Origin of the sequence: Salisediminibacterium beveridgei, assembly GCF_001721685.1 — a bacterium.
Lineage (GTDB): Bacteria > Bacillota > Bacilli > Bacillales > Salisediminibacteriaceae > Salisediminibacterium > Salisediminibacterium beveridgei.
Window position 1 is genome coordinate 874,738 of record NZ_CP012502.1, and the last position, 26,830, is coordinate 901,567.

The window sequence follows — 26,830 nt, forward strand, 5'->3', positions numbered from 1 at the left end:
AGAACCAGGCAAATGCCTGATTCCTGAATGATTTTAAGGGTTATTTCAAGTATGCGATCCCGTCCGGATGAATACCGACGTCAATGCGCTCTGTTTCTTTCAATGTGTTCATATCAATGAGGGAAATGTCATTGGTTTTATTGTTTGCCACATAGGCATAGCCCCCATCAGGGGAGAAGACAATGCCGCCTGCCCAAAGTCCGACAGGAATCCGCTTAATCTCCCATGGCCTGACGGTCTCGTTGATCCGTTGTTCCGTCAGGATGACAGAAACATCGTTGGATTCACGGTTGGCAGTCAGTGCATACTTGCCATCCGGACTGAACACAAGCCGGACAGGCACATGACCAATGCGTCGCTTGAAGAGGATCTCATGGGTGTTGATATCAATAACATACAACGTGTCGTCATCCTGGTTGGCGACGTAGAGATGATGACCGCGCGGGTGCACCCCGATGCCTTCAGGTCCTTTCCCTGTAGGGATTACGGCAGTGAATTCTTTCGTTGCCGTGTCAAATACGCTGATATTTTGGCTGCCGATGTTCGGAACATACACCTTCTCTTGATCAGGATCGAAGCTGATCATGTGGGAGTAAGTCTGATGCGTTGGAATGACATCTTCGACCGTGTCCGATTCAACATCGATGATGTACAGCAGTGCACTGAAAGTGGAAGCGAGATACAGCTTCCTGCCGTCCCTGGTGACATCAAGACCGTGTGGGAAATCAAACTGTTCATGGGTGATGTGACCTGTGATTTCAAGGGTTTGATTGTCGAAAATGTCGATCGTATTGCCGAGAGAACAGGCGATGTACGTTTTTTTGCCGTCAGGGGTGATCACTAATTCGTGGGGGTTGTGAGATGTTGGAACGGTTTTGATGACTTGTTTCGTGTCCAGGTCCACCACCGATAAGGTGTCTTCATCTTTATTCAGTACCAGTAAATGACTCATGAGTTGCCTCCTTCAAAAATGATGTATTCACATGAACAGGATACCCCGAACCGGCGGTATCCTGCAAAAAACATGAAGCATGTCAGATTTCCCGGCCTTTTCGCTGCTCGTAATCCAGCGTCACCGCACCGCCGCCTTCTTCGAGGAAGTGAAGTTCGTCGATCCAGCGTGACAGATTTAATTTATGGTGCGTTACCAGTTCGTCCGGCGTCTTTGTATCCTTTAAGTTATCCAGAAATGAATGGATTTCCTGAATGGTCCCGTCAAAATTCTCGTTCAGCGGTTCTTCCCGAAGCACTTTGATAATCCCTTCGATCTGATTGATCTGATTGTCGGTTACGCGTTCATTTTCTTTTACAATGACCAGGATTTTCTGCAACTGGTCTAGTATTTGAAAACTGCTCATGTGGATCCCTCCTGTTTTCATCGTGCTGAATGATTGTCCACGTGTAGTTTCTGTTCCCGAACGACACAGATTTACACGTGGATTTGGTGGAATCAACATGTAAAAATGTAAAAATCAGAAGTGTCCCGATCAATGTGATTGGCGCTGGAGCAGTTTGGAAATGAAACTCAATACCGGTAATTCAATGAGGGGACCGATGATTAACGCCAACGCCACCATCGGTTCATGGTCAAACGCCGTCAAGGCAATAGCCAGAGCGACGGGTGAATTTCGTGCAAGGGTCGTGAGTGTCAGACTGCGCTGGTCCGCAAGGGGCATCTGAAGCACTTTACCGGTTCGCTGGGATATGTGGTAATTGATGAGAAAAAACAGCCCGATCGGAAGCAGCAGCCAACTGAGGAAATGGATGTTGTCCAATAGTATCTGACCTTGATGGGTGAACATCGCCAGGATAGCAAGTGCCAGAAACAGCACTGGCAACTGAACGGCTATGTCTGTGACCCGACGAATTTTTGCGTTTAAATCCCGCCCGTACCGAAACAAGATTGCCAATAGAAACGGGATGACAAGGACAAGCAGAATACTCCAAAGAAGTTCGGATGGGTCCATCAACCCGGAGGTCCCGACAAATAGCAGCAAGTAGACCGGGAGGAGAACGAGTTGCAGGATCAGGTTCACCGGTAAAATCGCAGTGGAGAGAGGCAGATTCCCTTTCGATACATTGGTGAATGCCAGATACCAGTCTGTGCAAGGGGTCACCATCAGCATGATAAAACCGATAAATAACGCCGGATGCTCTGCCAGGAAAATCGAAGCAAGAGACCAGGCCAGAATGGGTGTCCAGATAAAGTTGATGACAACTGACGTGAGGCTGAAGCGTTTATTTTGAAAGGCTTTTCGGATATCACTGACAGGTACTTGTATGAAGATCAGCGTGAGCATCACCATTAAGAGAGGTGTGATGAAATAGCCTGCCCCATCTGCAACAGGGGAGAATTGTCCCAAAGCGAGACCGATGAGCACACAGGCCATGATGATGACGGTATAGTATTTTTCCAGTACATGCATGGTCAGTTTCCTTTCTGTCTAAAACAAATCAGAATCGGCTTCAGTTTATCACACCTCTCGAAAAAAAAAGCATGCGAACTGATAATCGCTGACAGCAGCTGTCACTCCCACACATATGATGAACTCAGAGGTCATGACTTGACCCGTATTTTGACGAAATGAGGTGGGTTTATTGAAAAAAGGATGGATGATGGGTGTTGGCATCGTGGTCAGTTTGGCAGCGTGTGGAACTGAGTCAGAGATTGAGCGGGAAACGGTGTCTGGAAACAATGACTTGGAGGAGAAAGCTGAGAACGTCAATCATGAGGATGCTGAAGACACTGCGGCTGATGACAATAACGAAGAGGCGGATGAAGAAGAAATGATAGAGGAAGAGGATCTGGGGATTGGTACAATGGTCAACTTCAACGGCCTTGAAGTGACGTTGAAAGAAGCCTTCCGTTATGAAGGGGATGGGGACTGGGTGATTCCAGATCAGGACTTCTTTGTCATCCTTGATGTAAGTATCGAAAACACCACGGAAGAAGCAGCCAATATCTCTTCCTTAATGCAGATGGACCTGCTGGATGCAGAGGGCTATGCCCAGGATCTGTCGTTATTCGTGGATACGAGAGGCAGCCTTGACGGGGAAGTCGGTGCCGGGCGGACGATGGCAGGTGAACTGGCGTTTGATGTGGATGAGAGTCCCTATTTTGAATTCATCTTCGAAGACCCGTTTATGAGCGGTCAGGCGATCTGGGAAATTGAAGGAGACGATTTATCAGAGAGGGAATAGCTGAAGCGGGGAGGACAGCATCTGCTGACATCCCCTTTCAACGAATCAAGGCATCTGGTTCTGATCGATGTTGTTTAACATATCGTCCATTGGGTTTGGCTGGAAGGCTGTAATGCCTGTTTGAATCAGAAGAATCGTCCAGAAGATCATCGTGGCAACACTGCTGATGCGGATGAATTTTTTATCATCACTAGGCAAGAAGACTCCATCTGATTCGCGATACGGGCATCAGCCCAGCGATTCAGGTGGAGATGAATTGCCATCAGTCTTACGACGGATAGATGTTTTAAATAAAAGAACAAGAGTTCGAAAATATATCTAGCTTCTTTTTTGTTAAATGGTATAATGAGTAGTATAGACAGAAAGGGTTGATACCATTTGGAATTAGATAACAATAATCATTCAGTGTTCTTGTTATATTACCACTTAGTCTTGGTTGTTAAGTACCGAAAAGAAGTGATTGATAATAATATTTCAGAGTATTTGAAAGATCATTTCGTTCGCTTAATGGAGCCTAAGGGAATCAAATTGGAAGAGTGGAATCAAGACGGTGACCACGTTCACGTATTGTTCCGTTCGGTTCCTAATGTAGATTTGTCAAAAACAATAAACAATTACAAAAGCGTTAGTTCCCGTTTAGTAAAGCGCGACTTCCCTCATATTAAAAAGTCTCTATGGAAAGAAATGTTTTGGTCGCGCAGCTACTGTCTTTTAACTTCGGGTGGCGCACCTGTTGAAACCATTCGCAAATATATCGAAACACAAGGGATGAAGTAAACATCTTAACGTCGGTAAAGGAGGTGACACAAATGGCTAGGAAAAAACCGATTAAAGTATTGCGCAAGAAAAAGAAAACAGTCAATATGCAACGGTTCACCCAAAAACAGAACATTGGTCGCAGCACCCTTAGCGCTAGAGAGTTTCGACTTCTGCAACGCATGTCTCATAGTTCCAAGGCTTTGCGCAACTTAGGCTTATATACGATTAAACAAAAGTATTTGAATGAAAACAAAATGGCGACAACAAAAGAAATAGACAACGCAATGAAGGCCGATATGAACTATTGGGGCATTCAATCCAACTCCGTACAAGCGGTTCGAAGAACCTTACTCAGTGAAGTAAAGAGCTTCTTCGAAGCGTTAAAGAAGTGGAAAGAAACCCCTGAAGGTTTCACAGGTCGCCCAAAGTTCCCAAAGTATTCTCGTTCCACGGCTAAACGCGTCATCGAAATCTATCAAGTTCCCAAAGTGGATCAGGATGGATATTGGAGCATTCCAATGAATACTGCTTTCAGAAAACGTTTTGGTCCCTTAAGACTGCGAATGCCAAAGAATTTAATGGATAAAAACATTTCTTACATTGAAATTGTGCCAAAGCAAAATGGTCGGTTCTTTGAGGCTCATTATGTATACGAAGTACCTATGTCTCAAATGAAGAAACAACAAACGACGACAAAAGCTTTGAGTTGCGATTTAGGTGTAGATTATCTTCTTAGTTGTACAACGAATCAAGGAGACGCCTTTTTGATGAATGGAAAGAAGTTAAAATCCATCAATCAGTACTTCAACAAAAAGATAAGCGAATTAAAACAGAAAAACATCGAAAACGGCTTGTCGAAACGCATAGTGACAAACCAAATCGCTTCTCTTTGGCGTAAACGAAATCTCCAAATAGACGGCTACCTTTCACAAACCGTAGGTTTGTTATTCAAACAGATAAAACGACTGAACGTCGATACCGTGGTAATGGGTTATAATGCCGGTTGGAAACAAGAATCGCATTTAGGGAAGAAAAACAATCAAGAGTTCGTACAAATTCCTTTCCACAGATTGATTTCGGCTATTGAGAACAAGTGTCTCAAGGAAGGCATCTGTTTCGTTAAGCAGGAAGAGAGCTACACGTCTAAAGCTAGTTTTCTGGATCATGACGATATTCCGGTTTGGTCAAAAGGCGATAACACGATGTACTCCTTTAGTGGGAAGCGCCTATATCGCGGCTTCTATCGCTGTGAAAATGGACAATGCATCCATGCCGACATTAATGCAGCATTAAATATCCTTCGGAAATCTCAAGTAGCAGAATGGGATGAAAAAACGAAAATAAAAACGCCCATGATCATAGACGTTCAAAAACGTAAAGCTGTTGCTTAGCGCATAGCCTAGTGGGTGCGTCAACCATCCATGTGTACTCAACTTTTGTTGGGGCTTGTAGCACACGCCAGTTATATGCTGAGTGGTGGTTTCTTCCGAAAGGAAGAACTGCTCTTCTTCGGAAGGGTGGTGCAAGTGGGAAAACGATCGTACGTCGCCAGTACCAACCAAAAACAGTGATTTGAGAAGAACCATGCAGAGCGTCGCTCTTCGTAAGAAGAAAAGACCTGCTTGGCTATCTCAAGCCCCCACTGAAACGTTGTACCTCAGTGGGGGTTCGTTGACGTACATCAGAAATTTCAGGCGTATCCTTGTACTGCCAGCGGCGCAGGAATAGAAACGCTTCCTCGGGTTCATACAGTGCCCAGATATTAGCGAGGTAGACAGGGATCGATAACACGATGATGACAAAGAACATGGATTCACATCCAATTCATTAAAGTATGGAATAAGATTTCCATCATATCGTAGCATGATTGTCAAAGGCGTGTCTATTCCAAACGGAAAGGAACTTTGCTTGACACTGTTTCATTAAAATCAATAAACTAAAGAAAGAATTGCAGTGCCGGAGGGAATAGTGATGTACATAAAAGTGTTGAAAGTCGGTTCGTTGTTGATCATGCTGTTCTTGCTCATTTATTTAGGATCGTTGATAAACTGGGTGTTTGAACCCATTACCGTATTTATCTCCACAGCCTTTTTTCCGATTCTTTTTGCCGGAGTGTTTTATTATCTGTTCAGACCCGTTGTGAATCTTCTCAGTCTGAAAATGCCGAGGGGACTTGCGATTGCGCTTCTTTATATCGGATTCCTCGGGCTTACTGTAGGGGCGGTGTCCCTGATCGGACCGGAACTGCAAAGGCAGTTCTATAATCTGGTGGATAGTGTACCAGGGATGATGAATGACCTGCAGTATGTATTAAATCAGCTCCAGCAACTTGAATGGATTCAAGGGAGCGGTGTTGAGGAATGGCTTGACTTGGAAGACCGGTTTGAGGAAATCGGCACGCTGATCAGTACGATTGCCGGCGGGCTCGTATCAAATACGATGGCATTTGTCGGCACGGTATTCAATACGCTGCTGCTGTTTTTCATTGTGCCGTTCATTTTGTTTTTCCTGTTAAAAGAAGGAGATCGTTTGCCTCCTTATATTCTCAAGTTTTTCAGTGCAGAGAGACAAGAAGAAATCAAGCCGGTGCTTCAGAATATGGATTTCACCATCAGCCGCTATATCCAGGGGATCCTGATTGTGTGCTCTTTTATCGGGATTTTGTATTTCATCGGTTTTTCGGTGATTGGCGTGGAATATGCACTGATCCTGGCACTGATCGGTATGTTCACAAATGTGATTCCGTACGTCGGTCCATGGATCGGTGCGGTGCCGGCAGTGATTGTCGCCTTGATCCATTCGCCACTGCAGGCCTTGTTTGTCATCCTGCTGGTGGTCGTCATCCAACAGATTGAGAGCATCCTGATTCAGCCGAATGTCATCGGCAAAGTCATGCGCATCCATCCGGTCACGGTTCTTCTGCTCGTGCTTGTCGCCGGGCAGTTCATCGGGGTTCTCGGGATGATTCTGGTGATTCCGGTTTACGCAGTCACGAAAGTCATCGTCACGCATCTGCACCAGATCTGGAAAGGGAAAACACCTGAACCGATCGCCTGAACAAAACAAGCCACCGAACCGGGTGATCGCAGGTTCGGTGGCTTGTTTTTGTTTACGGATGCTTTAAGAGTTTTTCAAGGTGTTTGATGGTCGGTGTCAGGTTCAGGAAAAAGTACGATTCCCGGAGCCTGCGGTAGTCGGGGCTGTTTGACTGATAGCCCGATCCACCTGCATGAAGCATGGCGGTATGAACGGCAGACGCGGTAAGTTCCGTCGTTTGCTTTTTCAATTGGATGATCTCTGACCAATCAGGTGCTCCTCCGGACGTTAATTCGTCCAGTTTCTCCTGAACCGAAGTCAGTTCATGACAGAGCTCCTGATCATCCGTAGACAGGAAGTCGTTGCAGCGATTCTGGCGGGTTTCATACTTTCCGATGGAGGCCATCGCTGCTTCTGTGACACCGGTGCCGAGCGGAATCTGATAGGTGACGAAATAGGGACGGATCGTTTTGACGAACTGATCCGCGTCTTCGGTGATTACTTCTTCATCGGGTACAAAAACAGAATTGAATTTGCACGAGTAGGTGGCGCTGCCATTGATACCGGCATAACTGAGTTTCTCATTGGTCGAGAGCCCTTTTGCATCAAATGGAATAAATGCCATGATGCGCTGATTGGGTTCTTCCGCCTGGGCGATGATCCCGAACCAGTGGCCAGGTCCAAGATTGGAGACGGCAGGCAAGGCACCTGTGATGGAGTAGCCGCCTTTTTCCCGAACAGCATTCAAGTGAAGCTTTTCAAGACCTGCATAGTGCTTCATCGGATTGGAAAGCCCGGTGGCACCAATGACAGTCCCCTCTTCCAAAGCATGACGAAACCGCACCTTCAATGCCAGGTTTTCCGTGTGACGGATATACGTCAAGGCTGCAAAATGACACCAGAGGTTAAACCCTGTGGTCATGCAGGTGGCGGAAACCTCATGAATCAGGCGGGTTTCTTCATACAATGAACGCCCGGAGACCAGCCCCGGCAACTTTTGGATCACGGATTCCGGATAGAACGCATCCTGATCGATACGTTTGACCAGTGGCTTCAGATCTTTTTCCAGGATATCCTGCAGTGATTCTTCAACATGGATGGCCATGGTTCGATCGCTCCTTTACTTCTTTCTTGAGGATAGTCGGGTGATGTCGTCGATCGGTGCCTTCACGGCTTCACGTGCTTTCACGACGGCCTCGTCGTCAGGTGCGTCATAGAAGCAGAGGCATTTTGACATATCTTCACACACATAGGTTCTTGAGAATGACACTTCCGGAACTTCCGCATAATGAACGGAATTCTTCTTCTTTCTTTCGAGATACTGATCCATGGATAAATCTTCCGGCAGATTCCATTCCACCAGATAATTGATTTTCTCTTTTTGTTTTTTCGCTTCTTCAAGGTCCTGCCCGACGATGCGGACTTCCTTCGTCAACTGAACCGGAACGCCGGCTTTCTCAAGTTCGGCTGTCAGCGCTTTTTCCTCACTCGCTTCAAAAATGAAGAAGACACGGGTGAAATCGGTGGCCGTCTGCACTTCGATGAGTTCACCGGCAGACAGGTTCGTTTCAAGGTCACTGACCTTTTGTTCAAATGCGGATTCGTTTTCAACTTTTCCCTCTAATGATGATTCAATTAAATAAAGTGCCATAATGATTCATTCCTCCTGATAATTTGTTGTAAGTTATTGTTTATTCAACGGCTTCCTGACGCCCCCACACTTTGCCGATCCGTTTTTCCACCAGACCGAGGGACTTGTCGAGGAGAAGGCCGAGTAAACCGATAAAGACGATGCCTGCAAGGACTAAATCGAGATCCAGGGCATTTCGGGCATCGACGATCAGGTAACCAAGACCGGATTGGGCACCGATCATTTCCCCTGCAACGAGGAAGATCCAGGCGGTACCGACGGCGATATGCAAACCGTTGGCGATATAGGGAAATGCCGCAGGCAAAATGATTTTCCAAAGGAGCGACGTCTGGCTGATTTCCAGATTTTCAGCAAGCTTCAGGTACGTCCGGTCAATCTTCTTCACCGCAGAAACGGTGGAGAGCAGGACCGGAAAGAATGCGGCGATGAAAATGATGACGATGGCGGGCATGTTGCCGATCCCGAACCAGAGCACGATAAACGGCGACCAGGCAACAGGTGCCACGGGTCTCACGACTTGAACGATCGGTTCAACCAGACGCCACATGATTTTGGAACGCCCTAAAATCAAACCGAGAATAATGGCAGCCAAAGCTGCGGTGATATAGCCCGAGAAGAACCGGAACAGACTGATGCGGACGTGTTCGAACATGGTCCCGTCAGCAATCAGGCTGATGATACCAAGGAGCACCATCCAGGGAGAGGGTAATAAAGCTTCAGGATAATCACCGATCCAGATGGTGCTCTGCCAAATCAGGATAAGCAGCGTGAAGGAGAGAACAACGAACATGAGTGTTTGCCAATGGCGCATCAGCTCTCCTCCTCTTCATCAAAGTAATCGGTCAAAATAAAATCATCGTAATCCGGCGGATCATCGGATAACCCCATGTCAACGAGGCGTTCCTGTAAAAAGGAGTATTCATCTTCCCGGATTTCCAGATCACCGTACTCGATCCAGCCTAAGGACAGATCCAGCGCGTCTTCATCCACGGTGAGGTAATTCTTGTGCACTTCGAGGGCTTCAGCGTCCCCGGCGTCTGCAATTTGTCCCGCTTCAAGGTACCCTTGAATGAACTGATCCGCCAGCTCAGGTGATGCCTCCATGAAATCGTCCCGGAGAACGAGAGCACAGCACAGGCAATTGTTCGGGCAGAACTCATTGGACTGGTGCAGGACATGTCCGGTGTCAAGGGTGACACCAAGTGCTCCAAAAGGCTCGGCGACGATGTAGCTTGAAATGCGGTCTTCAGCCAGGGCCGCAGGCATTTCCGGCGGCGGCATCTCCACCATGTTGACACTGTCATAATCGAGGCCTGCTCGTCTGAGCATTTCGTCAAGCAGCAGATTATGAGCCGAGAGGGTATGAGGGACGGCAACGGTTTCGCCTTCCAGGTCGCTGGCACTGTCGATATCATGCCCGGCGACGATGGCGTTTCCTTCTCTGTGGCCGAGGGCGACTGCACTGATATCAATGCCTCTTTCTTTTGCTTTCATGCCCAGTTCAAAGAGGACGGAAGCCCCGTCGATCCGGCCGGTATTCAACGCGTCCATCAGTTCGACCCAGCTGCTGAAACGGACCAGCTCAAGCTCGTATCCGGGCAGGAGTTCATCCTCATATTCCTTCGTGAAATAAAGCGGTGCGGCGTGTGTGATCGGCAGATGCCCGATGCGGATAACTTCACGGTCATGGGCTGCAGAAGGGGGGTTGCAGGCTGCGAGCATCATGGTTCCGGAGATAAAGAGCATCGAAAGTGAATGTGAGTGTTTCATCATAGACCTCCTTCTGAGTGACGGTTAAATCAGGAATTCCGGTTCCGGCTGTTTGTGAATGAAATCAAATTCATCCAGAATCCAGTTCCGGTAGTAATGAAAATTCTCGTGGGAGCGGTCTCTGGGTTTGGAATATTGAATGTCGATACTTTTCCGGATTCTTCCGGGGTCGGATTCCATCAGGAACACCCGGTCAGACAGGTAAACCGCTTCTTCAATATCGTGGGTGACGAGCACGATGGTGGTCCCTTCCTGCTGCTGGATTTTCAACAGTTCATCCTGAAGATAATAGCGGTTGAACGTATCCAGAGCCGCAAATGGTTCATCCATCAGGATCAGCTCCGGACGGATCGCAAGGGCTCTCGCAATGGCAACCCGCTGTTTCATCCCGCCGGAGAGCTGTTCCGGGAACTGTTTGGCGTGCTGATCCAGTCCGACGAGCTTCAAATAATGCATGGCCCTGTCCTTAGCTTCTTCCGCGGGGAGGCCTTCGGGTTCAAGTGCAATCAGGACGTTGGATAAGACGTTTCGCCAAGGCAGGAGTGCATAGTCCTGGAACAGCATAATTGCCCGTCTCGAAGGTGCGGTGATCGATTTCCCTTCAAAAGTAATCCGGCCTTCGGAAGGTTTGGTGAATCCGCCCATCAGATTCAGCAAAGTACTTTTGCCGCAGCCACTTTTTCCAAGAAGTGAGATGAATTCACCTTGATGAATATCAAATGAGATATTTTTCAGAACCGTTTCCGCAGTCGACGGCTGGCCGAATCGTTTATGTACTTGTGATAAGGATAGAAGAGGAGCAGTTGATGCGGTCATATTTTCACCTTCCCTGATCTGATTAATAAATCTGATCTGTTTACTGCGTTTTAACTATGGTAATCGTTTTAACCTGATATTGCAACCGATAATTGAAAATTTAATCTACTTATTAATATCTGGTGTTTTGTTATAATTAAAAGAAGAAACGGGGGTTTTCATTGATGACAAAGTTCATGGGTCTGGGCTGGGATGTTGGCGGCTGGATGGGGAAGAATCACGGATTGGCAGTTTGCGTGTGGGACGGAGAATCCGACTGTGTGGTTTGGCCGAGTCAGCCTTTTGCAACCGCGATGCCAAAAGACCGGCTCTGGCGTGTTTCGGATTTGGTGGAAATGATGAAATCCGGTGATTCTTTCCATGAAGATATACGAATCACCGTCGGGGTGGATGCCCCTCTTGGTTATCCCGAGTTATTTACTCAGCTTTTGAACGGAAGTAAGGTGAAACAAACCCGGCCGGACCGGGAAATCGATAATCGCATGGCTTACCGGCAGACGGACCGTTACATTTATAAAACACGAAGCAAGAAACCGTTGTCCGCAAGCTTTGACCGGATCGGGAATAATGCAACAGTGGCGATGCTTCATGCAAATCAGTGGCGGGAAGAAGAAGGGTTTACCTTAGAGCCGCAGGATAACAGCAACGGATCTTCCAGAACGATCATCGAAGTGTATCCGGCACTCGTGAAAATGGCCCGCTATAAAAAAGTCCAGCCGTTTTTGGAAAAGCAGATGCCAGCAGGACTTGATTCAGGAACAGACGCCTATGATGCAGCCATTTGCGCGCTGTATGCCATGGCCTATCAGACGAAAGGGAAGCTGTTGCCGGAACTGGTACATCCAAAAGTGGCTGAACTGGACCAGGCCCGTCACGAAGGCTGGATCTTTCCGTTTGAACAGATTGAATCTGAATGAAGAAAAACCGACCCGGCCAGCACTCCGGATCGGTCTTTCTTCGTTTTACAGTCATAGTAAACCAGGACGTGATCATTGAGCAGTTGATTTATTACGCCAGGCTTTTGGTATATAGACACAATAAGGTTCGCTCTCCATATAATCTCCCGTGATCGCAAACGCTCTCGATCTCGAACCGCCACACACCTGTTTATATTCGCACACCCCGCATTTTCCTTTGTATTCGTCGGGGGAACGCAACGCTTTCATGACCGGCGATTCCCGGTAAATCATGGATAACGGTTCCTCTCTTACATTTCCAACCTTCACCGGCAACAACCCGCTGGGATACACATCCCCGATATGCGAGACGAAGACGAAGCCATTCCCGTCGTTGACCCCCTTGGGTGCTCTGCCCAATCCGTCAACTGTGCCGGTTTTACCGGACTGTAAGACATCCTGATATTCAGGCTGAACTTCTTTTGAACGGTTGGCTTCCCGCTGTTTTTCCTGAAGAACAACTCTCCGGTAGTGCTGGGCGGCGGTGGTTTTGACGTCAAAGGAAGAGGTTTTGGAAATCTGATACAGCCAGCGCATCACCCGCTCATGTTCAGTCGGAGAGATCATGTCATTCTCCTGTCCCCGGCCTGTCGGGACGAGGAAAAAGACACTCCAGAGGACGCATCCGAGGTCTTCAACGACCGCAGCCATCTCATCCAGGTGATCGACGTTGTATTTGGAAATGACGGTATTGATTTGCACGGGCATATCCAGTTCATGCAAGTAAGAAATCGCATCCACCGTCAGTTGAAATGAACCGTCCGTTCCCCGGAAATGATCATGGATCGCCGCCGTCGGGCCGTCTAGACTGAATGCCCAGCGGGATAAGCCAATTTCTTTCGCTTTTCGCATCGCTTCCATCGTGACGTTCGGGGTGGCTGACGGGGTCATGGAGACACGGATTCCCTGCTCAATCGCGTAAGAAGCAATACCAAAGACATCTTTACGCATCAATGGATCTCCCCCGGTAAAGACGAGCATGGGGTTATTCATGTTTTTGAAATCGTCGATGAAGCGTTTCCCTTCCTCAAATGACAGTTCGCGGGGATCTCTCGTATATTGTGCTTCAGCTCTGCAATGCAGGCATTTCAATTCACAAGCCCGGGTCAGCTCCCAGATCACAATAAACGGGTCCTGGTCATAATTCATTGGGAATTTCATGGTGGTTCCCTCCAACATTCATTTTGATGAAAAACCTGTACAATTCTAAAAATGAAGTGCCATGGCGATGAAGAAGACGACGGAATTCACGATTTCAACGACCCCGATTTTACCAGGGCGGCTCAAGATTTTTTCATTGAGCAGCATGGTTTTCAGAAAGGTCAACAGCCCGGCTGCGATCAACGGCCAGGATGCATAGACGCTGAAAAAACCAATCAACAGCGCGTGATACACCTTCCCTGTGACTATGAACCGTTTGTTTCTCTTCTCTCTGATCAGGCTCTTCACATGGAAAACGCTGCCGGTGAAAAAGAGGAAGTTGAATAAGACGATCAAAAAGGCATTGTGGGTCACCTGTAAACTGGCCAGTTGCCAAGCGAGGAATCCGAGCCCGGACAGTCCGGCAATGGCACATAAATCATTGATAAACCAGCGCTCTTTCTTCAGCTTTGCGAACAGAATATTCATCAGAAAAAAAGGAAGGATCAAGAGTCCGGTCACGAATAACGCAGGATCCATCACAAGGTACGGAACAGTGAACAGCAGCCCCGTGGAAAGATAAAGGATGAACGAAGGCCAGACGTCGTTGATCGATGGATTTTTAACCCACGTCAATAATGGTGCCTGTGCGAAATAGACGGCGAAAATACCGGTGAAAAATAATAGATGATGAATCGATAGTCCGGCTGCAAAGGCTGCCGACCAGAAAGGAACGATCAGCATTGCCCACGCCCCGTGTTCTCTAGGTATGTACCATTTCATCGTCTTCAGTCCTCTCAAGGTGAAATCAGTGTTTGTATCTTCAGTCTAGCAGGTTCAGTTTTTGAGGCTGTGATGAGCATCACAATTCTGGAAAAAATAAAAAGGCAGTACTTGTCATAAGCACTGCCTTTCGTTGGTTGATGAAGAGTGATCAAATCACACAGTTCTGTACCCCGCATGTTTCACAGCTTAAGATGTCCCTGAAAAATTGAATGTCTTTAATATGATAAAATCGGTATTTTTTCTCCAGGACGTCTTTTTGCCGCCATTTGCTGATGATCCGGCTGACAGTTTCCCTGGAAATCCCTAAATGTCTCGCAATATCCTGCACGGCGAACACCTGCTTAATCAGAATGCCATCAGGCATATCCTTTCCGTACATATTCGCGGCACGAATGAAGAATGAAGCCACCGCCCCTTCAGAACCAAAAGCCAGATAGTCGCGGAGTTTCGCTTTTGAGGCTTCGAGGGATTCGGCGATCCATCGGGTAAATTCAAGTCCGATTCTTCCGTTATCAACAATGATTTTTTCCATAGCTTCTTTTTCGATATAAAAGACATCTGTTTTTTCAATGGCCTGGGCTGAATTCGAGTACGTGTTGCCGCTGAAAATGCCGATCTCACCGATGGAATCCAGCTCACCGCGAATAAACACGGTAATCTCTTTATCCGGATCCAGTTCTTTATGAACACGAACGGTTCCTTTAGAAATGAAAAATATCCGATCGGAACTCTGTCCTTCTTTAAAAACAAAATCGCCCTCTTGAAACGTTTCTTCTTTGGCGTTAATCATTAATAAATCGTAGTCATGGGGCTGCAGACGGGTTAAAAACGGTTTCATGAGCTTGTTCACCTCTCTATCATCAGGGTCATCAGGAATATCGACTGACTCTTATTATACAATAACCTGCTGGACAATCGACATTACAGAACAAAATGTTTTGAAATTGATCATGATTGATACAGTAAAAAACCTGCCACGCGTCGTGTGCGGGTTTTTCATTCACACATTTGTCACAAACCGGGGTGATTTTAAGTGACAATTATCACAAAAAGGTTATTTTTCGTTGCGGAATTTTGACAACCGCTCTCGTGTGATTTTTGTCACTAGAGGATTGCGCTCCCCCTTGGTTAAATGGAACTGTATTCAAAACGAAACGGGGAGTGAGTCACATGGCGAATCATCGCTCGCGTGTATGGGACAAATTCAAATATTTAAAACCGACAGAGAAGATCGCAAACGAGCACACACAGATCACTGAAGAAAGCAGAAGCTGGGAAGCGATTTACAAGCGGCGCTGGCAGCACGACAAAGTCATCCGAAGTACACATGGTGTGAACTGCACGGGTTCCTGCAGCTGGGACATTTACGTGAAAGACGGCATTGTCACCTGGGAAGGGCAGGCACTGAATTACCCGACAACCGGACCGGATATGCCCGAGTATGAACCGAGGGGCTGTCCAAGAGGGGCAAGCTTCTCCTGGTATATTTACAGCCCCCTGCGGGTGAAATACCCGTACGTCCGGAAAATTCTTCTGGAACTCTGGCGGGATGCGAAACAGCAGCATAAAAGTCCTCTGGATGCCTGGAAAAGCATCGTTGAAGATCCTGAGAAGGCCAGATCCTATAAGCAGGCAAGAGGAAAAGGGGGGCTGGTCCGAGCGGACTGGCAGGAGTCGAAGGAAATGATTGCCGCCTCCATGCTCTACACCTCACTGACCTACGGACCCGACCGCAACGCCGGCTTTTCACCGATCCCGGCGATGTCGATGGTGAGCCACGCGGCAGGTGCCCGCTTTATGAACCTGATGGGAGGCCCGATGCTCAGTTTCTACGACTGGTACGCGGATCTTCCGCCGGCATCGCCTCAGATCTGGGGCGATCAGACGGATGTGCCGGAGAGTGCGGACTGGTTTAACAGCAGCTACATCATGACCTGGGGCTCCAATGTACCCTTGACGCGTACGCCGGATGCACACTTTTTGGCGGAAACCCGCTACAAAGGAACAAAAGTCGTCTCCGTCAGCCCGGATTATGCAGAATCCACGAAGTTCTCCGACAGCTGGATTTCCATTAAGCAAGGAACGGACGGGGCATTGGCCATGGCCATGGGACACGTCATCCTGAAGGAATTTTATCACGATCAAAAAACCCCGCACTTTGAACACTACGCACGTGAATATACCGATCTGCCGTTTGTTCTGACCCTCCGTGAAACAGAACAAGGTCTCACACCTGACCGGTATCTTCATGCCACGGACGTCAGTATGGAAACGGGCAACGACCAGTGGAAGCCGCTCGTGTATAACAAGGCGACGAATGCTTTTGCCTCGCCGACCGGAACGATGGGCACCCGCTGGGAAGACAAACAGAAATGGACCCTTGACATGGTGGATGAGATCACTGGAGAAGACATCTCTCCGGCACTCAGCTTCATGGAGGAAACCGATGAAACGAAGGAAATCATCTTACCGAACTTCACCGACGAGACGGAAACCGTCAACTACCGGGCCGTACCGGTGAAAGCCGTCGAACGAAACGGTGAAACGATCTATGTCACGACGGTCTTTGATGTGATGATGGCCAACTACGGTGTCGACCGGGGACTGGGATCGCAGGCAGCGAAGGATTTCGACGACCTGCATCCGTATACCCCGGCCTGGCAGGAGGCGGTGACGGGGGTGCCAAAGGAACAGGTCATTCAGATCGCCCGGGAATTTGCACAGAACGCCATCGATACCAACGGTCGCTCGATGATAATTATGGGCGCCGGCATCAACCACTGGTACAACTCGGACACCATCTACCGCACCGTGATCAACCTGATTCTCCTCGTCGGGGCACAGGGCGTCAATGGCGGCGGCTGGGCCCACTATGTAGGGCAGGAGAAGCTCCGTCCCGCGGAAGGCTGGCAGACGATCATGTCCGGTAAGGACTGGCAGGGTCCCCCAAGGCTGCAAAACGGGACGTCGTTCTACTACTTTGCGACGGATCAATGGCGCTATGAGGATCAGGGGATGAATGAACTGGCTTCGCCAACGGGAAAAGGCGCCCGCTACAATCACCCGGCAGACTATAACGTCATGGCGGCAAGACTGGGCTGGCTTCCGTCGTATCCGACCTTTAACCGAAACGGGATGCATCTGTACGAAGAAGCGGTAGAAAAGGGACATACCGATGCGAAAGCGATCGGCAGCTACATTGCAGATCAGCTCGTGAACAAAAAGCTGCAGTTTGCGATTGAAGACCCGGACAATCCGGTGAATTTCCCGAGAAATCTCTTCGTCTGGCGGGCGAATCTCGTCTCAAGCTCTGGCAAAGGCCATGAATATTTTCTGAAGCACCTCCTCGGTACGACCCATGGGCTCTTGGGGGACGACAGTGACAGCCTTCGCCCCGAAGAAATCAAATGGCACGATCAGGCACCGGAAGGGAAGCTGGATCTTCTGATTAACCTGGAGTTCCGGATGTCCGGAACGGCGCTGTATTCGGACATCGTTTTGCCTACGGCGACCTGGTATGAAAAGAGTGATCTGTCCAGTACGGATATGCACCCGTTCGTGCATCCGTTCAATCCGGCGATCCAGCCGTTATGGGAATCCCAGTCGGACTGGATGATATTCAAATCCATTGCAAAGACTGTCTCGGACATGGCCGAAAAAGAGGATATCGCATCCCGAAAAGAAGTGGTGGCCACCCCAATGCTGCATGACACACCGCAGGAACTGGCACAGCCGCTGGGTGAAATCAAAGACTGGTCCAAAGGGGAAACAGAAGCGATTCCCGGAAAGACGATGCCGCAGATTCACGTCGTCGAGCGGGATTACAAAAATCTCTATGCGAAAATGACCTCTCTCGGGCCGAATGTCGGAACGCAGCCTTTTGGCATCAAGGGCATGAACTGGTCCATGGAAGAAGAGTATGAAGACATTAAAAAGCGAAACGGGACGGTGAAGGAAGGCTTTAGCGAAGGGTGTCCGGATATGTCCACGGATCTGAAAGTGGCGGAAACGATCCTGTCTCTTGCTTCCACCACCAACGGAAAAGTGGCGGTGAAAGCCTGGGCGGCCCTGAGTGAGAAAACCGGACGGGATTATGAGGACATTGCCAAGGAACGGGAAGGTGACCACTTTACCTTTGATCAGATTTCCGCACAGCCGAAGACGGTCATTACGTCACCGGCCTTCAGCGGCAGTGAAAAAGATGGACGCCGGTACTCGCCGTTCACCATGAACGTGGAACAGCACATCCCGTGGCGCACCATTACCGGGAGACAGTCGTTCTTCCTCGATCATGAGATGATGCATGAATTCGGTGAATCCCTGGCCACGTACAAACCGATATTGAAGCACAAACCGTTTTTATCCGGCCAGCCGAATAAAGAAGGCAAGGAGATTACCCTGAACTTCCTGACACCGCACAACAAATGGTCCATCCATTCGATGTTTTTTGATTCCAAGCCGATGCTGAACCTCTTTCGGGGCGGGCCGACGGTCTGGATGAACCTCGACGACGCGGCGGATGCGGACATTGAAGACAATGACTGGATTGAAGTGTATAACCGAAACGGTGTTGTCGTCGCCAGAGCAGTCGTCTCGCACCGCCTGCCACGGGGGATGGCCTTTATGCACCACGCCCAGGACCGGCACATTCACACGCCGGGGACGGATCTGACGAAAAACCGGGGCGGCACGCACAACTCACCGACAAAAATCCATGTAAAACCGACCCATATGATCGGCGGCTATGGACAGCTGAGTTACGGTTTCAACTATTACGGACCGACAGGAAATCAGCGGGACATCAACGTGGTGATCCGGAAAATGAAGGAGGTCAACTGGTATGAACATTAAAGCGCAGATCGGCATGGTCATGAACCTCGATAAGTGTATCGGTTGTCATACGTGCAGCATTACGTGCAAAAACACCTGGACGAACCGTCAGGGTGCGGAGTATATGTATTTTAACAATGTGGAAACGAAGCCCGGCATCGGGTATCCGAAGCAGTGGGAAGACCAGGACCGCTATAAAGGCGGCTGGGAGCGGCGCAAGGGCAAGCTGGAACTGAAATCCGGGGCGAAGGCGACAAGGCTTCTGAACTTGTTCTACAACCCGTATCAGCCGTCCATTGAAGATTATTTTGAACCGTGGTCCTACGATTACGAGAACCTCTTTGATCCAAGAGAGCGGAAGACCCAGCCCGTGGCACGGGCAAAATCCCAGCTCACCCAGGAGTTTATCGATTTAAACTGGGGTCCGAACTGGGAAGACGATCTGGCCGGAGCCCATATTACCGGGCTCCAGGACCCGAACGTCAAGAAGATGGAAGAGTCGATCCGTACGGAATTTGAAGATGTCTTCATGATGTACCTGCCGAGAATCTGTGAACACTGCATCAATGCCCCGTGTGTGGCGTCGTGCCCATCGGGAGCTATCTACAAGCGGGACGAAGACGGGATCGTTCTCGTGGATCAGGAAGCCTGCCGGGGCTGGCGGCACTGCATCACGTCCTGCCCTTACAAAAAAGTCTATTTCAACTGGGAAACGAACAAAGCGGAGAAATGCACCATGTGCTTCCCGCGGATTGAAAACGGACAGCCGACCATTTGTGCCGAAACCTGTGTCGGCCGCATGCGTTACATGGGTGTCATGCTCTACGACGCAGACCGGGTGGAGGAAATGGCGAACACCGAGGACGAAAAGGAGCTCTACCATAAGCAGCTGGAGATCTTCCTGGATCCCAATGACCCGGAAATCTATCAACAGGCACTAAAGGATGGCATTCCAAAAGACGTCCTGGAAGCGGCGAAAGCGTCACCGATCAAAAAGATGATCACCGATTGGAAAGTGGCTTTGCCGCTTCATCCGGAATACCGCACGATGCCGATGGTCTGGTATATTCCGCCACTGAGCCCGATCATGAATCTCGTGGACGATGCAGACACGAAGAGCGGTGCAGACCAGCTCTTCCCGGCAATTGACGAGATGCGGATTCCCATCGAATACCTGGCGGAGCTCTTAACCGCGGGGGACACCTTTCATATCCGCCACGTCTTAAAAAAGATGGCGGTGATGCGCGACTATATGCGCACGAAACAGACCGGCCGTGAATTTGACGCAGCGGTCTGTGATGAACTGGGTCTCACGGAGAAGGATATTCAGGAGATGTACCGGCTGTTGGCCATTGCCAAGTATGAAGACCGCTTTGTGATTCCTGTCAGTGAGAAAGAATACGCAGACGACCTGTACCAGATGCAAGGCGAATGCGGCCTTGATTTTGACGGGGGTCCTGGAAGCTGTTCAGTTTTACAGGGACAGAAAGGATGAGTCTGATGCTCAGAAAAAAAGCCATAAAAGCAGACACCGTATACAGCATCATCAGCTATTTGCTGCAGTACCCGTCCAAAGAAATCACATCTTCGATCGCAATCATTAAAGAAACGATCGGGGATATGGAACATCCGCAGCTTTATATGCACTTTTCTTCGTTTTTTCACTGGGTGACGGACATGACCGAAGCCCAGTGGGAAGATCACTATATTCAAATGTTTGATTTCGGCAAGAAAACGAACCTGTATATTTCTTATGATCTGAAAGGCGAGGACAAAGAGCGGGGAACGGTTTTATTAAACATGAAACAGGCTTACCAGGCAGGTGGATTCAAGGTGGACTGCGGGGAACTGCCGGACTATTTGCCGATGATGCTCGAATTTTGCGCGCACGCAGCACCTGAGGATCGAAAGAAACTGATTGAAACCTACTTTCCACAAATCAAAGGCATTCGTGAAGGTCTGGTGGAAGCGCAGAGTGGCTACACATTCATACTGGATGCACTGCTCGTGACCCTGGAAAATGACGGGATCCGCCGTGCAGCCTGAAAAAAAAGGGGAGTGAAACATAATGGAATGGCTATTGTGGGGAATCTTCCCCTATCTGGTACTGCTGGTTTTCATCGGTGGGCACTTGATCCGTTATCAATATGATCAATTGGGCTGGACCGTAAAATCCAGCGAGTTTTTGAGCAAAAAAGATTTACGTTACGGGATTATGCTGCTGCACTGGGGGATTATCTTTGTCTTTATCGGTCACGTTTTGGGATTGATCATTCCAAAAGGTTTCTATGATGCAGTAGGCATCACGAAAGACGCGTATCATCTGCTGGCGATCGGTGCGGGTATACCCGCCGGGCTCGCAGCCTTTATCGGTATCTTGCTCTTGGTGAAAAGACGCTTCACCAATCCGCGGGTGAAACAGACCACGTCCAGAGCGGATACCGTCGCGCTCCTGGCCCTGCTCGTCGTGGTGGGCTCCGGGTTGTCGGCGACGTTTATGAATATCGATTCACAGGGTTTCGACTACAGAACGACGATCTCACCGTGGTTCAGAGGGCTGTTTTATTTCAACGTGCAGCCTGAGCTGATGGCGGATGTGCCGGTCTGGTTCAAGACCCATGTCCTGGCGTCGTTCACCTTTTTCGCGATCTGGCCGTTTACCCGGATGGTGCACGTCTTCAGTTTACCGTTTATGTATCTGACGAGAAGCCCGATCATCTTTCGGAAAAAGAGAAATAAAAATGCAGCTTAATGATTTTCAATGATATAAAGGGGAGGCATATCCAATGGGAGTAAAACATATTGACTACTGGGATCCCAACGACCAGGATTTCTGGGAGCGCGAGGGGAAGCGCCATGCCAGGCGCAATCTGTGGATTTCAGTACCGGCCTTGTTTTTGGCCTTTGCCGTCTGGCAAATCTGGTCGGTTGTCGCCGTCAATCTGAACAGCGTGGGCTTTGATTTCACCGCTTCCGAGCTCTTTACGCTGGCCGCCTTGCCGGGTTTGACGGGGGCAACCTTACGAATTTTCTTTACCTTTTTACCGGGGATCGTCGGAGGCAGGAATTTCACGGTCATCAGCACCGCATTACTCTTGTTGCCGACGATCGGGATCGGCTTTGCCGTGCAGAACCCTGACACCTCCTTTGCCACGATGGCCATCCTGGCCGCCTTGTGCGGGATCGGCGGCGGAAATTTTTCATCATCGATGGCGAACATCAGCCCGTTCTTTCCGAAAAAAGAACAGGGCGGGGCCCTAGGCATCAATGCCGGCATCGGAAACCTTGGTGTCAGTGCAGTTCAATTTCTGACGCCGGTTGTCATTGGTCTGGGCTTTATCGGGGCGATGACCGGTTCATCCCAGACCATTGCCGACGGACGGGAAGTCTGGATTCAAAATGCCGCCTTCGTCTGGGTGGTTCCGATTGTAATTGTCACCATCGCCGCTTATTTCGGGATGAACAATCTGCCGGGTACAAAGCGCAGTTTCAAGGAACAGTCTGTGATATTCAAGAATAAGCATACTTGGATTATGACGTGGCTCTATACGATGTGTTTCGGTTCTTTTATCGGGTATGCAGCGGCCTTTCCACTGTTGATTAATTCCCAGTTTCCGGAACTTGGAATGAGTAGCCTGGCTTTTCTGGGGCCGCTGATCGGGGCCCTGATCCGGCCGGTGGGCGGTTGGATTTCCGATAAGCTCGGAGGCGCCATCGTGACGTTCTGGGACATCGTCATCATGATTGCCGCAACCATAGGGGTTATTTTCTTTATTCAAATCAATCACTTTCCCGGGTTTCTGATGATGTTCCTCATTTTGTTTATGACAACAGGAATTGCAAACGGATCAACATTCCGGATGATTCCGGTGATTTTTCCGGCGAAGGAAGCTCCGGCTGTTCTTGGATTCACAGCGGCGATTGCTGCATATGGAGCCTTTTTGATCCCGAACATCTTCGGGTGGTCCATCGATACGATGGGCTCGTCCATCTTTGCCCTTGTCATCTTTATCGTTTACTACGTGATCAGTCTGGTCATCACCTGGTATTATTATGCCCGAAAGAATGCGGAAGTGAAGTGCTGATGGACTGTTGAACAGAAAGGTTGATTCAGGATGCGTCCAAAACAGGTAATGAATATGAAGAATCCGCAAATCCGAACGCTGCACTATACATGGCTCGCCTTCTTCATCGCCTTTTTTGCCTGGTTTAACATGGCGCCGTTGACGGCGATGATGACTGCCAGTGAAGACTGGCTGACAAGAAGTCATCTGGAGGCGCTGGCGATCGTGAACCTGGCCCTCACGATTCCGGCACGGGTCATCATCGGCTCCCTTCTCGACCGGTATGGGCCGCGGCGGGTGTTCAGTCTGCTTTTGATTGTCATGGCGGTACCGATATTGATGTTTGCCCTTGGAACCACGTTTATGCAGCTCTTGATTGCACGGCTCTTCATCAGCTGTATTGGGGCGAGTTTTGTCGTGGGTATCCGGATGGTGTCCGAATGGTTTCCACCGCGTCAGGTCGGGTTTGCGGAAGGGTTCTACGCAGGTTTTGGGAACTTCGGATCGGCGGCAGCCGCAATCGTGCTGCCCTGGCTCGCCCTGTATCTTTTCGGTGGGGATGACGGCTGGCGATACGCCGTGGCTCTCACCGGATTGATGTGTTTTGCTTATGGCCTGTTTTACTGGCGCGTCGCGAGGGATACACCGGCGGGGAAGACGTTTGTCCGGGCAAAGAAAGCAGGGGCCATGGAAGTGAGCAGTTACCGTGATCTCGTCTGGCTGATCCTGTGGACCCTGCCGTTAAACGGTGCCCTGTTGATTCTTGCCTGGCGTCTTATGACGATGGATTTTCTCACGAGTAATGCCTTTCAACTGATTGCCGTCTTTCTTGTACTGGCTACCGTCTATCAGGTGATTCAGATTCTGCGGGTGAACCTGCCCATGCTCCGTAAAGGGATCCCAAAAGATGACCGGTACCGGTTTAAGAATGTGATTGCCCTGAACACGACGTATTTTGCGAACTTCGGTGCAGAACTCGCCATCGTTTCCATGCTGCCGCTGTTTTTTCTGGAGACTTTTGCGCTGGATCCGGCGGTGGCCGGGATTATGGCGGCCTCCTTTGCCTTTGTGAACCTGTTTGCCAGACCGGTTGGCGGCTGGCTCAGTGACCGGATGGGCAACCGTAAACGGACGATGCTGATTTACATGCTCGGCATCAGTGGTGGTCTGTTCGGGATGTCGATGATCGATTCCGGGTGGCCGCTGATCCTGGCCGTGGCGATGACGTTTGTGACGTCTCTCTTTATCCAGGGAGCGGAAGGAGCGACTTTTGCGATCATCCCTTTTGTGAAAAAAAGACTGACCGGACAGGTGTCAGGGATGGCCGGTGCTTATGGCAATGTGGGATCTGTGGTTTACCTGACGATCTATACTTTCACTGGAGCGTCGACGTTTTTCATGATCCTCGCTATCGGCGCTTTCATGAGCTTTCTGTTCTGTCTGTTTCTCCTGGACGAACCGGAAGATTCCTTCGGGGAGGAGTATAACCTCTCGTCTGTGGACCGTGAACAACAGGAAGCGTTGCTGGAGGAAAGTTCTTGATCACCTTCCATGTTATGATACGGTGTGAGTATGACCGAAGAAAAGAGAGAAGACCTGAAAGGCGGATCATGATCTGCTTTTCAGGTCTTTGTTATAGTCATCTATATTGGTTCCATGAAAAAACAGTCACCCTAGTAAAGGGATATGATACAATAATTGTAAATGATTATACTATAGGATCAAATGAACGAATCGATTCAGAAACGGTTGCCCTGTCTCAATATATTAACGGGGTGGGAGTATTTTAAAGGAGGACATAAAAAATGGTATATAGAATTCTTTTGATCATAACCATCCTAATCGTGATCGTAAATTTTTTAATCACGCCATTGTTTTTCGACAACAGGCCTGATGATACCGGAACATTCATCGCATTGATTTTGATTTGTATCATTCTCTCGAAACTCCTGGAAGATCAAAAAGTAAAGAAATAATTACAGAATCAATAGTCGTTTCATCGTTGAAAAAGATCCATGTTCAGTCATTGATAACCGCTCACTGTTCACTAACCGATATGAAAGGCCTGAAATGCGGGGAGATCCCTGAATTTCAGGTTTTTTGTATTGAAGATGACGTTTGTTCAACGATAATTAATACTATTCAAATAGGGAAAATTTGAAAAACGGTTGACTTCTTTTTCCCTCCTGTCTATACTACAATCTATACCCGAGTAAATAGATAAGATTAATATATATAGGAGGGTGTTTATGGAGGAAGTGGTGATGAAAGAGCTGGAAAAAACGTTTCCCGGAGCGGATGGCCAACCAGGCAATACCGTGTTCAGGGACGTTGACTTGCATATTAAAAAAGGAGAATTTGTTTCCTTACTGGGTCCGTCAGGCTGTGGGAAATCAACCCTCCTGAATATCGTCGCCGGGCTCGATCAGCCGACAAACGGCGAAGTAAGGGCCGGACACCGGGTGATCGAAGCACCTGGATCGGACCGGGGCGTCGTATTTCAGGAAGCGGCACTGATGCCGTGGCTCACGGTGAAAGACAATGTGATCTTCGGGATGCGAAAAGGCTACAGCAAAGCGGAAGCATCCGATCGGGCCGACAGTTACCTGAAAATGGTGCACCTGACCCGTTTTCACGGCTCCTATCCCCACGAACTGTCCGGGGGGATGAAGCAGCGGGTCGCCATTGCCAGAGCGCTGGCGATGAATCCGAACATTCTGTTGATGGATGAACCGTTCGGTGCCCTGGATGAACAGACACGGATGATGCTGCATAAGGAAATTGATGCGATCTGGCGGGAAACCCGCAAAACGATCCTGTTCGTGACCCATAACATCAGGGAATCAATCCTGCTCAGTGACCGGATCGTGTTGATGGGCACGAGACCAGGAGGGATCAGAAAGATCTTCAAGGTCCCCTTGGAGCGGCCAAGGTCCCTTGCGTCACCGGAGCTGGTGGCACTGGAAGAAGAGATTATGGAGATACTCGGTAAGGAAATCGACAAAGTGATGAAAGAGGAGATTGGTGATGACTACACTGCTACGGAGAATCGTGTTCTTTCTGGGGATGATCGTTATATGGGAGATGGTATATAGAATCTACTCCAGGCAGACAGAAATGTTTCCCTCACCGTTTGGATCCGTGCAGCAGTTGTACATCGGACTGTTTGAAACAGGGATTCTGGCTACGGCACTCGGTGAGAGTATGCAACGGATCGTTATCGGTTTTACACTGGCGCTTTTAATCGGAGGGCTCCTGGGCATCCTCATCGGTGTTTCGAAAATTGCCGATGAAACCGTCGGTTCCCTGGTGGTTGCCTTGCAGTCCGTGCCGAGTATTGTCTGGCTGCCGCTTGCTCTCGTCATGTTCCAGGGCGGAGAGGCTGCCATTTATTTCGTTGTCATTCTCGGCGGAACCTGGGCGATGACGATGAATATGCGGATGGGGATCAAAAATGTTCAACCCGTCTTGTTACGGGCAGCCCGGACCATGGGTTACAACCAGACGGAACTGATCTGGAAGGTCATGCTGCCGGCATCCATTCCTTCGGTGTTAACCGGTGCAAGACTTGCCTGGGCCTTCGGATGGCGTGCCTTGATGGCCGCAGAACTGATCGGCCGGGGCGGCCTCGGCAGAACGCTCATGGATGCCAGGGACTTTTTCAATATGGAACTGGTCGTCGCGATCATGATCATCATTTCCACCATCGGCCTGATCGTTGAGTATTTTATTTTTTCAAGGATCGAACGAAAAGTGTTATCACGCTGGGGTTTAACGCCAACAGCAGCATAAAATAAACCGAAAAACAACAAAGGAGGACG

27 protein-coding genes are annotated in these 26,830 nt (G+C 49.1%); 15 read left to right on the forward strand and 12 right to left on the reverse strand.

Features of this window, described 5'->3' with window-relative positions:
- Positions 1-40: 40 nt before the first annotated feature.
- The 3 genes from BBEV_RS03930 to BBEV_RS03940 form a co-directional block, all read right to left on the reverse strand.
- The gene (locus BBEV_RS03930) at positions 41-952 is read right to left on the reverse strand and encodes a YncE family protein (protein ID WP_069364273.1); all 912 of its coding nucleotides are present in this window, start codon (positions 950-952) and stop codon (positions 41-43) included.
- Between the two features lie 82 nt (positions 953-1,034).
- Positions 1,035-1,358 (reverse strand): hypothetical protein, encoded by a 324-nt coding sequence (locus tag BBEV_RS03935; RefSeq protein ID WP_069364274.1) that lies wholly within the window; start codon positions 1,356-1,358, stop codon positions 1,035-1,037.
- Positions 1,359-1,487: 129 nt separating this feature from the next.
- Complete coding sequence (locus BBEV_RS03940; RefSeq protein WP_069364275.1) at positions 1,488-2,426, reverse strand: arsenic resistance protein; 939 nt, start codon at positions 2,424-2,426, stop codon at positions 1,488-1,490.
- A gap of 172 nt (positions 2,427-2,598) precedes the next feature.
- Here BBEV_RS03940 and BBEV_RS03945 point away from each other — a divergent pair, with 172 nt between their 5' ends.
- Entirely contained in the window at positions 2,599-3,201 is a 603-nt protein-coding gene (locus BBEV_RS03945; protein ID WP_069364276.1) for a DUF4352 domain-containing protein, read from the forward strand.
- A 45-nt stretch (positions 3,202-3,246) separates the two neighbouring features.
- On the opposite strand, the gene BBEV_RS17340 is transcribed toward BBEV_RS03945, so the two are convergent.
- A complete protein-coding gene (locus BBEV_RS17340; RefSeq protein WP_157100915.1) occupies positions 3,247-3,399 on the reverse strand; it encodes a hypothetical protein in 153 nt (50 codons plus the stop codon).
- Between the two features lie 180 nt (positions 3,400-3,579).
- Here BBEV_RS17340 and tnpA point away from each other — a divergent pair, with 180 nt between their 5' ends.
- The 4 genes from tnpA to BBEV_RS03965 all read left to right on the forward strand — a co-directional run bounded on the left by tnpA (position 3,580) and on the right by BBEV_RS03965 (position 7,017).
- Entirely contained in the window at positions 3,580-3,978 is a 399-nt protein-coding gene (tnpA, locus tag BBEV_RS03950; RefSeq protein WP_069363666.1) for an IS200/IS605 family transposase, read from the forward strand.
- 32 nt (positions 3,979-4,010) lie between these two features.
- Positions 4,011-5,351, forward strand: coding sequence for an RNA-guided endonuclease InsQ/TnpB family protein (locus BBEV_RS03955; protein ID WP_069364277.1), 1,341 nt, complete (start codon positions 4,011-4,013; stop codon positions 5,349-5,351).
- A 30-nt stretch (positions 5,352-5,381) separates the two neighbouring features.
- Positions 5,382-5,531, forward strand: coding sequence for a hypothetical protein (locus BBEV_RS17785; protein ID WP_232318196.1), 150 nt, complete (start codon positions 5,382-5,384; stop codon positions 5,529-5,531).
- A 400-nt stretch (positions 5,532-5,931) separates the two neighbouring features.
- The gene (locus BBEV_RS03965; RefSeq protein WP_069364279.1) at positions 5,932-7,017 is read left to right on the forward strand and encodes an AI-2E family transporter; all 1,086 of its coding nucleotides are present in this window, start codon (positions 5,932-5,934) and stop codon (positions 7,015-7,017) included.
- Positions 7,018-7,069: 52 nt separating this feature from the next.
- On the opposite strand, the gene BBEV_RS03970 is transcribed toward BBEV_RS03965, so the two are convergent.
- From BBEV_RS03970 to BBEV_RS03990, 5 genes are read right to left on the reverse strand one after another with little or no spacing between them, the layout of a single operon-like run.
- Positions 7,070-8,101 carry an acyl-CoA dehydrogenase family protein gene (locus BBEV_RS03970; protein ID WP_069364280.1) on the reverse strand — a complete coding sequence of 344 codons (1,032 nt, stop codon included), beginning with the start codon at positions 8,099-8,101 and terminating at the stop codon, positions 7,070-7,072.
- Between the two features lie 15 nt (positions 8,102-8,116).
- Positions 8,117-8,647, reverse strand: coding sequence for a DUF4242 domain-containing protein (locus BBEV_RS03975; RefSeq protein ID WP_069364281.1), 531 nt, complete (start codon positions 8,645-8,647; stop codon positions 8,117-8,119).
- 40 nt (positions 8,648-8,687) lie between these two features.
- On the reverse strand, positions 8,688-9,458 hold the full coding sequence (locus BBEV_RS03980) for an ABC transporter permease (protein WP_069364282.1): 771 nt from the start codon (positions 9,456-9,458) through the stop codon (positions 8,688-8,690).
- Complete coding sequence (locus BBEV_RS03985) at positions 9,458-10,417, reverse strand: ABC transporter substrate-binding protein (RefSeq protein WP_232318259.1); 960 nt, start codon at positions 10,415-10,417, stop codon at positions 9,458-9,460. The genes BBEV_RS03980 and BBEV_RS03985 overlap by 1 nt, the downstream gene beginning before the upstream one ends.
- A 24-nt stretch (positions 10,418-10,441) precedes the next feature.
- Positions 10,442-11,233 carry an ABC transporter ATP-binding protein gene (locus BBEV_RS03990; RefSeq protein WP_069364284.1) on the reverse strand — a complete coding sequence of 264 codons (792 nt, stop codon included), beginning with the start codon at positions 11,231-11,233 and terminating at the stop codon, positions 10,442-10,444.
- A 164-nt stretch (positions 11,234-11,397) separates the two neighbouring features.
- Here BBEV_RS03990 and BBEV_RS03995 point away from each other — a divergent pair, with 164 nt between their 5' ends.
- Positions 11,398-12,150, forward strand: coding sequence for a DUF429 domain-containing protein (locus tag BBEV_RS03995; RefSeq protein WP_069364285.1), 753 nt, complete (start codon positions 11,398-11,400; stop codon positions 12,148-12,150).
- Positions 12,151-12,222: 72 nt separating this feature from the next.
- Here the strand turns inward: BBEV_RS03995 and BBEV_RS04000 are convergent, their stop codons facing one another.
- The 3 genes from BBEV_RS04000 to BBEV_RS04010 form a co-directional block, all read right to left on the reverse strand.
- Positions 12,223-13,350 (reverse strand): TIGR04053 family radical SAM/SPASM domain-containing protein, encoded by a 1,128-nt coding sequence (locus BBEV_RS04000; RefSeq protein ID WP_069364286.1) that lies wholly within the window; start codon positions 13,348-13,350, stop codon positions 12,223-12,225.
- Between the two features lie 45 nt (positions 13,351-13,395).
- On the reverse strand, positions 13,396-14,112 hold the full coding sequence (locus BBEV_RS04005; RefSeq protein WP_084007208.1) for a YwiC-like family protein: 717 nt from the start codon (positions 14,110-14,112) through the stop codon (positions 13,396-13,398).
- Positions 14,113-14,263: 151 nt separating this feature from the next.
- Positions 14,264-14,953, reverse strand: coding sequence for a Crp/Fnr family transcriptional regulator (locus BBEV_RS04010; protein ID WP_069364288.1), 690 nt, complete (start codon positions 14,951-14,953; stop codon positions 14,264-14,266).
- Between the two features lie 332 nt (positions 14,954-15,285).
- On the opposite strand from BBEV_RS04010, the gene BBEV_RS04015 reads away from it, so the two are divergent.
- From BBEV_RS04015 to BBEV_RS04055, 9 genes are all read left to right on the forward strand, one after another.
- A complete protein-coding gene (locus BBEV_RS04015; RefSeq protein ID WP_069364289.1) occupies positions 15,286-18,966 on the forward strand; it encodes a nitrate reductase subunit alpha in 3,681 nt (1,226 codons plus the stop codon).
- Positions 18,956-20,440, forward strand: a complete 1,485-nt coding sequence (gene narH / locus BBEV_RS04020) for a nitrate reductase subunit beta (protein WP_069364290.1) — start codon at positions 18,956-18,958, stop codon at positions 20,438-20,440. Before BBEV_RS04015 ends, narH begins: the two co-directional genes overlap by 11 nt.
- A gap of 5 nt (positions 20,441-20,445) precedes the next feature.
- Complete coding sequence (narJ, locus tag BBEV_RS04025; protein ID WP_069364291.1) at positions 20,446-20,991, forward strand: nitrate reductase molybdenum cofactor assembly chaperone; 546 nt, start codon at positions 20,446-20,448, stop codon at positions 20,989-20,991.
- 19 nt (positions 20,992-21,010) lie between these two features.
- Complete coding sequence (gene narI / locus BBEV_RS04030; protein ID WP_084007210.1) at positions 21,011-21,697, forward strand: respiratory nitrate reductase subunit gamma; 687 nt, start codon at positions 21,011-21,013, stop codon at positions 21,695-21,697.
- A 34-nt stretch (positions 21,698-21,731) separates the two neighbouring features.
- Entirely contained in the window at positions 21,732-23,030 is a 1,299-nt protein-coding gene (locus BBEV_RS04035) for an MFS transporter (RefSeq protein WP_069364293.1), read from the forward strand.
- A 30-nt stretch (positions 23,031-23,060) separates the two neighbouring features.
- Positions 23,061-24,551, forward strand: a complete 1,491-nt coding sequence (locus BBEV_RS04040; RefSeq protein ID WP_069364294.1) for an MFS transporter — start codon at positions 23,061-23,063, stop codon at positions 24,549-24,551.
- Between the two features lie 263 nt (positions 24,552-24,814).
- Positions 24,815-24,985 (forward strand): hypothetical protein, encoded by a 171-nt coding sequence (locus BBEV_RS17345; RefSeq protein WP_157100916.1) that lies wholly within the window; start codon positions 24,815-24,817, stop codon positions 24,983-24,985.
- Positions 24,986-25,258: 273 nt separating this feature from the next.
- A complete protein-coding gene (locus BBEV_RS04050) occupies positions 25,259-26,104 on the forward strand; it encodes an ABC transporter ATP-binding protein (RefSeq protein ID WP_069364296.1) in 846 nt (281 codons plus the stop codon).
- The gene (locus BBEV_RS04055) at positions 26,037-26,801 is read left to right on the forward strand and encodes an ABC transporter permease (protein WP_069364297.1); all 765 of its coding nucleotides are present in this window, start codon (positions 26,037-26,039) and stop codon (positions 26,799-26,801) included. Before BBEV_RS04050 ends, BBEV_RS04055 begins: the two co-directional genes overlap by 68 nt.
- Positions 26,802-26,830: the final 29 nt, after the last annotated feature.